The following is a 5768-nucleotide window of genomic DNA, read 5'->3' as shown; positions in this document are numbered from 1 at the left end:
GTCTAGGCGCGCTTGATTGCTTTCGCACAGCTCACGGGACAGATAAAGCCCAAGTCCGGTGCCCTGGCTACTGGTGGTGAAGAACGGTTCGAACAGATGTGCCTGTTGATCGAGCGCGACGCCGGGGCCGTTGTCCCGTACTTCGAGCACCGCCAGCTGGCTGTCGGGGTCGACGAACAGGGCCAGCCAGACCTCGGCCTGTTCGTGCAGCAGGGCGCTGTGGCGCCAGCCGTTGCGCAACAGATTGTCGAGAATTTGCGTGAGCTGGTTGGGGTCCATCAGGGTGGTGAAGTCCCCCGAATTGATCCGTAAGTGAATCTGCTGACGCTCAGTGGCCTGCTCGCGGCTTTCGGCAACGAAGTTTTCCAGCCACGGCTTGAGATCCAGGCGTTGCGGTGCACTCTGCTGGCGGCGGGACAGTTGCAGGACGTTTTCGATGACTCGGTTCATGCGCTGGGAGTGGTCTTGAATAATCTGCGTCAGACGGCGATCTGCACCATCGAGTTCCTCGGATTCCCCCAATAGCTGCGCGGCATGACTGATGGCGCCCAGCGGATTGCGGATTTCGTGGGAGATGCCGGCGGTCAGGCGGCCGAGGGCGGCCAGTTTCAGTTGCTGGGCCTGCTGGGCGATTTGCGCGAGGTCTTCGAGAAACACCAGGGTCTGTGGGTTCGGGCTCTGGTCCAGGGCGATGAAGCTGGCTTGCAGTTCGAGGCCGTTGCCGGGGATTTTCAGGCTTTGCGGGCGCAGGGTCGGGTTGTTCATCCACAATTGCAGGCGATCGACCAGTGCCGGCGAATAGTCGTCGATCAGATGCCCTTGAAGATGGGATTGCGCGAGCAGGATCTGCGCGCTGTGGTTGGCCAGTTGCACCCGGCGCGCTCCGTCGAGCACCAGAATGCCGGTGCGCATGCGTTGCAGGATCAGCGCATTGAGTGCTTCGAGGCCGACCACTTCGCTGGCGCGGCGTTCGGCCAGGGTTTCACTGACCTCCAGACGCCTGATCAATCCTTGCACCAGCAGTGAGGCGGCGAAACACAGCGCACCGAGGGTGCCGGCCTGCAGGTATTCATTGGCGCTCAGGGGATGGCTGAAGCTGAGCAGGAAACTCAGGCCGACAATGCCGAGCGCGCCAATGGCGGCGATCAGCAGGCCGATACGCCGCCGCAGCAAGGTATTGCTGATCGCGATCGAAACGATCAGCAGATTGCCCAAGGCACTGACCACGCCGCCGGCCGCGTAGAACAAAGTGCACAACAACAGCACGTCGACCAGTGCCAGCGTGAACAGCTGAGTCGGGCGCCGGGTGTTTTCAAAGAACACCACCAACAGAATGTTGAGCACCAGATACAGCCAGCTGCCGCCGCGCAGTAGATCGTCGTTGGCCGAGGTCAGCAGGCGGTTGTCCATGTTGCTGGAGATCAACAGCACCAGGGTGATGCCGACGCTTAAACGGTAGAGATGGTAGAGGCGCAGCAGGCGCTGCGCCTGTTTGCTGTGGGCGCTGGCGGCCTCAGCGATCACTGGAGCCCGGGCCTTGCTCGAGGTGAGCCTGGCTGCAATACCACTGTTGTTGAAGGCTCAGCGCACGGTCGCGCGGCAGGTGAACGCCGCAGTGGGCGCAGCGCACCATCGGTGCGGCGTCTTGTTCGCGAGGATCGCGACGGGATGGATTGGACGCGGCGGGTGCCTTGAACTTACGCCACAACCAGAACGCGGCGAAAATCACGGCAATCCAGAACAATAAACGAAGCATGATGAGCGGCTTTTCGACTGATGATCCGGCAGTTTAGCCAAGGACCCGAGACGCGCACAGTCTATTCAAGCGCGCCCATGAAAAAGGGAGATCCGAAGATCTCCCTTTTTCTGTGCATCGGCTGTATTCAGTCGAACAGGCCGAACGTCATGTAGCTGAACCACGAACGGTCGGAACTGCTGGATTCCGGCGCTGGCTCTTCGATCACGTCGCCGTTTTCGTCTTTCGGCTTGAGCTCGTTCGGGATCGCGTCTTTCGCGTCCTGGAACTGTTTCTGCACGTCCTGATTGGCGCGGGTTTCTCCCGGCGGCAGCGGTGGACGCGACTCGATCAGACCCAGAGTGGCCTTGCTCAGGAACGAGCGGTTGTCGGCTTCGGCCACCGATGGCACGAACTGACCATCTTGCAGGCTCGGGTGGTTCGGGTAGTTGAGCTTCAGGGTTTCCAGGCTGCTAGCGGCCAGGTCGTCCAGGTGCAGACGCTGATAGGCCTCAGTCATCACTGCCAGGCCGTCGCCGACCGATGGGGTTTCCTGGAAGTTTTCCACCACGTAACGGCCACGGTTGGCAGCGGCTACATAAGCCTGACGGGTCAGGTAGTAGTCAGCCACGTGGATTTCGTAGGCAGCCAGCAGGTTGCGCAGGTAGATCATGCGCTGCTTGGCGTCCGGCGCGTAGCGGCTGTTCGGGTAGCGGCTGGTCAACTGGGCGAACTCGTTGTACGAGTCGCGAGCGGCGCCCGGGTCACGCTTGGTCATGTCCAGCGGCAGGAAGCGCGCCAGCAGGCCGACGTCCTGGTCGAACGAGGTCAGGCCCTTGAGGTAGTAGGCGTAGTCCACGTTCGGGTGCTGGGGGTGCAAACGGATAAAACGCTCGGCGGCGGACTTGGCAGCTTCCGGCTCGGAGTTTTTATAGTTGGCATAGATCAGTTCAAGCTGTGCCTGGTCGGCGTAGCGACCGAACGGATAGCGCGACTCCAGAGCCTTCAGCTTGGCTGTGGCGCTGGTGTAGCTATTATTGTCCAGGTCGGTCTGAGCCTGCTGATACAGCTCGGCTTCGCTCAGGTTTTCGTCGACGACTTCCTTCGATGAGCAAGCAGCGGTCAATGCGAGGATGGCGATCAGCAGCAGGTGTTTCACTTGCATGGCGGCTTGCGTCCCTATGACGGCCGCTGTCTTGGGCGGGGCCGTCCTGTTATGATGAGCGCCCCGTTGAAAAGCCTCGGGGCAAAAGACGCCGTATTTAACCACAAGCGCGCAGCCGAAACCAAAGGCTGTGCCGACGCCCAGTCAGAGCATGTCCGATAAAATTGAACTTCGCGCAGAGGTGCCGTCCGAATTGGGCGGCCAACGCCTCGATCAAGTCGCCGCCCAACTCTTCGCTGAGCACTCACGCTCGCGCCTTTCCGCCTGGATCAAAGAAGGTCGCCTGACTGTGGACGGGGCGGTCATCCGCCCACGCGACATCGTGCATGGCGGTGCCATCCTTGAACTGACTGCCGAGCAGGAAGCCCAGGGCGAGTGGATCGCCCAGGACATCGAGCTCGACATCGTCTATGAAGACGACGACATTCTGGTGATCAACAAGCCTGCGGGCCTGGTGGTGCACCCGGCTGCCGGTCACGCCGATGGCACCTTGCTCAATGCCTTGCTGCACCACGTGCCGGACATCATCAATGTCCCGCGCGCCGGTATCGTGCATCGTCTGGACAAGGACACCACCGGTCTGATGGTGGTGGCCAAGACCATTCAGGCGCAGACAAAGCTGGTTGCACAATTGCAGAGCCGCAGCGTCAGCCGCATTTACGAGTGCATCGTGATCGGCGTGGTGACGGCGGGTGGCAAGATCAATGCACCGATCGGTCGCCACGGCCAGCAGCGCCAGCGCATGGCAGTGATGGAAGGCGGCAAGCCGGCCGTCAGCCACTATCGCGTGCTGGAGCGTTTCCGTTCCCACACCCATGTGCGGGTAAAACTGGAAACCGGCCGGACCCACCAGATCCGCGTGCACATGTCGCACATCAACTTCCCGTTGGTCGGCGACCCGGCGTACGGCGGTCGTTTCCGCATCCCGCCGGCGGCGAACCCGACCATGGTCGAGTCGCTCAAGCACTTCCCGCGTCAGGCGCTGCATGCGCGCTTTCTCGAACTCGATCATCCGACCACCGGTGAACGCATGAGCTGGGAATCGCCGCTGCCGGAAGACTTCGTCTGGCTGCTGACCCTGCTCAAGCAGGATCGCGAGGCATTCGTCGGATGAACTGGCTGACGCCGGACTGGCCTGCGCCGGCCAGCGTCATGGCCTGTGTCACCACCCGCGAGGGCGGTGTCAGCGAGGCGCCGTTCGACAGCCTCAATCTGGGCGATCATGTCGATGATCGCCCAGAGGCTGTTGCCGAGAATCGTCGGCGTCTGACCGAGCGCTTCTCTATAAAGCCGGCCTGGTTGCAGCAAGTGCACGGAATTGTCGTGGCTCATGCTGATCCAGACGTAGTGGCAACGGCTGACGCCAGTTGGACGCAGACCCCCGGCATTGCCTGTACGGCGATGACCGCGGATTGCCTGCCGGCATTGTTCTGCAACCGTGCCGGCACTCGTGTCGCGGCGGCTCATGCCGGTTGGCGCGGGTTGGCGGCGGGCGTGCTCGAAGCCACTCTCGATCAACTCGACACCGCTCCGGCGGACGTGCTGGTCTGGCTCGGTCCGGCCATCGGCCCGAAAGCGTTTGAAGTCGGCCCGGAAGTGCGGGAAGTTTTCATCAATCAACTGCCCGAAGCGGCATCAGCCTTCGTACCGAGCCACAATGCTGGCAAGTTCATGGCCGACATCTACCTGCTGGCGCGGCTGCGTCTGGCTGAACGGGGTGTCACTGCGGTTTATGGCGGCGATTTCTGCACCGTGACCGATCCACGCTTCTTCTCCTACCGTCGTGCGTCGCGCACGGGGCGCTTCGCCTCCCTGATCTGGCTCACCCGCTAGACTTGTCTGATCTGTATCAACTCTCTGACGCTTGAATCTTCCAGAATCGACCGCATCTACAGTGCTATCTGGCAGGTTTCTTTATTCAGGATGGTTTTTAGGTCCGGCCTGCTCAAAAGGAAGGTGACCCCATGCGTATAGACCGTTTAACCAGCAAATTACAGTTGGCGTTGTCCGACGCCCAATCCCTGGCCGTAGGCCACGATCATCCGGCCATCGAGCCGGCGCACTTGATGCAGGCCATGCTTGAACAGCAGGGCGGTTCGATCAAGCCGCTGCTGATGCAAGTGGGCTTCGACGTTAACAGCCTGCGCAAAGAACTGACCAAAGAGCTCGACCAATTACCGAAAATCCAGAACCCGACCGGCGACGTCAACATGTCGCAGGATCTGGCGCGCCTGCTCAATCAGGCTGATCGCCTGGCTCAGCAGAAGGGCGACCAGTTCATTTCCAGTGAGCTGGTGCTGCTCGCGGCGATGGACGAGAACAGCAAGCTCGGCAAGTTGCTGCTCGGCCAGGGCGTGAGCAAGAAAGCCCTGGAAAACGCGATCAACAACCTGCGTGGCGGTGAAGCGGTCAATGACGCGAACCACGAAGAGTCGCGCCAGGCGCTGGACAAGTACACCGTCGACCTGACCAAGCGCGCCGAAGAGGGCAAGCTCGACCCGGTGATCGGCCGTGACGACGAAATCCGTCGCACCATTCAGGTTCTGCAACGCCGGACCAAGAACAACCCGGTGTTGATCGGCGAGCCTGGCGTAGGTAAAACCGCGATTGCCGAGGGTCTGGCCCAGCGCATCATCAACGGCGAAGTGCCGGACGGCCTCAAGGGCAAGCGTCTGTTGTCGCTGGACATGGGCGCGCTGATTGCCGGCGCCAAGTATCGCGGGGAGTTCGAAGAACGCCTGAAATCGCTGCTCAACGAGCTGTCGAAACAGGAAGGGCAGATCATTCTGTTTATCGACGAACTGCACACCATGGTCGGCGCCGGCAAAGGCGAAGGCTCGATGGATGCCGGCAATATGCTCAAACCTG

At 61.2% G+C, this 5768-nt stretch carries 6 protein-coding genes; 3 read left to right on the top strand and 3 right to left on the bottom strand.

Features of this window, described 5'->3' with window-relative positions:
- The 3 genes from DBR24_RS25905 to DBR24_RS25895 form a co-directional block, all read right to left on the bottom strand.
- A partial coding sequence (locus DBR24_RS25905; RefSeq protein WP_128616135.1) for a PAS domain-containing sensor histidine kinase occupies positions 1 to 1524 on the bottom strand: 1524 nt, incomplete at its 3' end.
- Positions 1514 to 1756, bottom strand: coding sequence for a PP0621 family protein (locus DBR24_RS25900; RefSeq protein WP_128616134.1), 243 nt, complete (start codon positions 1754 to 1756; stop codon positions 1514 to 1516). The genes DBR24_RS25900 and DBR24_RS25905, both read right to left, overlap by 11 nt.
- Positions 1757 to 1883: 127 nt before the next feature.
- Positions 1884 to 2900, bottom strand: coding sequence for an outer membrane protein assembly factor BamD (locus DBR24_RS25895; protein ID WP_128616133.1), 1017 nt, complete (start codon positions 2898 to 2900; stop codon positions 1884 to 1886).
- A gap of 151 nt (positions 2901 to 3051) precedes the next feature.
- Here DBR24_RS25895 and rluD point away from each other — a divergent pair, with 151 nt between their 5' ends.
- From rluD to DBR24_RS33810, 3 genes are all read left to right on the top strand, one after another.
- Positions 3052 to 4014 (top strand): 23S rRNA pseudouridine(1911/1915/1917) synthase RluD, encoded by a 963-nt coding sequence (gene rluD, locus DBR24_RS25890; protein ID WP_123464046.1) that lies wholly within the window; start codon positions 3052 to 3054, stop codon positions 4012 to 4014.
- Positions 4011 to 4733: a peptidoglycan editing factor PgeF gene (gene pgeF, locus DBR24_RS25885; RefSeq protein WP_123464048.1), complete on the top strand. Its 723-nt coding sequence runs from the start codon at positions 4011 to 4013 to the stop codon at positions 4731 to 4733. Before rluD ends, pgeF begins: the two co-directional genes overlap by 4 nt.
- A gap of 131 nt (positions 4734 to 4864) precedes the next feature.
- Positions 4865 to 5768 (top strand): Clp protease N-terminal domain-containing protein (locus tag DBR24_RS33810; protein WP_371921356.1); only part of this gene is annotated, 904 nt, incomplete at its 3' end.

Origin of the sequence: Pseudomonas sp. HMWF006 (genome assembly GCF_003061205.1) — a bacterium.
Classification (GTDB): domain Bacteria; phylum Pseudomonadota; class Gammaproteobacteria; order Pseudomonadales; family Pseudomonadaceae; genus Aquipseudomonas; species Aquipseudomonas monsensis.
The sequence above is the reverse complement of the archived record's forward strand: the minus strand, read 5'-3'. Positions and strand labels throughout refer to the sequence as shown.

What these genes read in the sequence shown, in the direction of transcription:
- DBR24_RS25900 (WP_128616134.1), bottom strand. Translation starts at nt 1,756, where the DNA reads ATGCTTCGTTTATTGTTCTGGATTGCCGTGATTTTCGCCGCGTTCTGG.
- DBR24_RS25895 (WP_128616133.1), bottom strand. Translation starts at nt 2,900, where the DNA reads ATGCAAGTGAAACACCTGCTGCTGATCGCCATCCTCGCATTGACCGCT.
- rluD (WP_123464046.1), top strand. Translation starts at nt 3,052, where the DNA reads ATGTCCGATAAAATTGAACTTCGCGCAGAGGTGCCGTCCGAATTGGGC.
- pgeF (WP_123464048.1), top strand. Translation starts at nt 4,011, where the DNA reads ATGAACTGGCTGACGCCGGACTGGCCTGCGCCGGCCAGCGTCATGGCC.